The following is a 362-nucleotide window of genomic DNA, read 5'->3' as shown; positions in this document are numbered from 1 at the left end:
ATTGGAGTCATGACCAACTATGGGTAACAAAACGGCTCCTCAATCAAGGGGCCGTAACACGTACATTAAGCCCAGATAGGTGCTGTTGATGCATCATAGAATTCTACATCAGCATGAATAAAACGTTTAGCGTTAGCCATAGTTTCACGGTTTGCCTCTGAGTTTTCATCTCCAAAGATGCTTACAAATACCTTTTCTACTTCACTTTCATTAATTTGATCAAATATGTGTTTGTCATTGTCTGCCATTGAATGACCATGGACGAATAGGGTTCCGTTGAGTTTCGATATTTTTTTGTAGCAGTTATTCAAATATGAGTTGTGCTTGATACGTTCCAATTTCTTGGGTAAGCGCATCATAAA

Annotated in this window: 1 protein-coding gene; it reads right to left on the bottom strand. The window is 38.4% G+C overall.

Going from position 1 to position 362, the window contains the following annotated elements; genetic code table 11:
• Nucleotides 1-65 precede the first annotated feature (65 nt).
• Nucleotides 66-362, bottom strand: a 297-nt coding sequence (locus VOR_RS0113925) for a DUF4917 family protein (RefSeq protein WP_010320309.1), incomplete at its 5' end; no start/stop codon positions are given.

Origin of the sequence: Vibrio ordalii ATCC 33509 (assembly GCA_000257205.1) — a bacterium.
Taxonomy (GTDB): Bacteria; Pseudomonadota; Gammaproteobacteria; order Enterobacterales; family Vibrionaceae; genus Vibrio; species Vibrio ordalii.
Note: the sequence above shows the minus strand (reverse complement) of the source record. Positions and strands in the feature narration are given on the sequence as shown.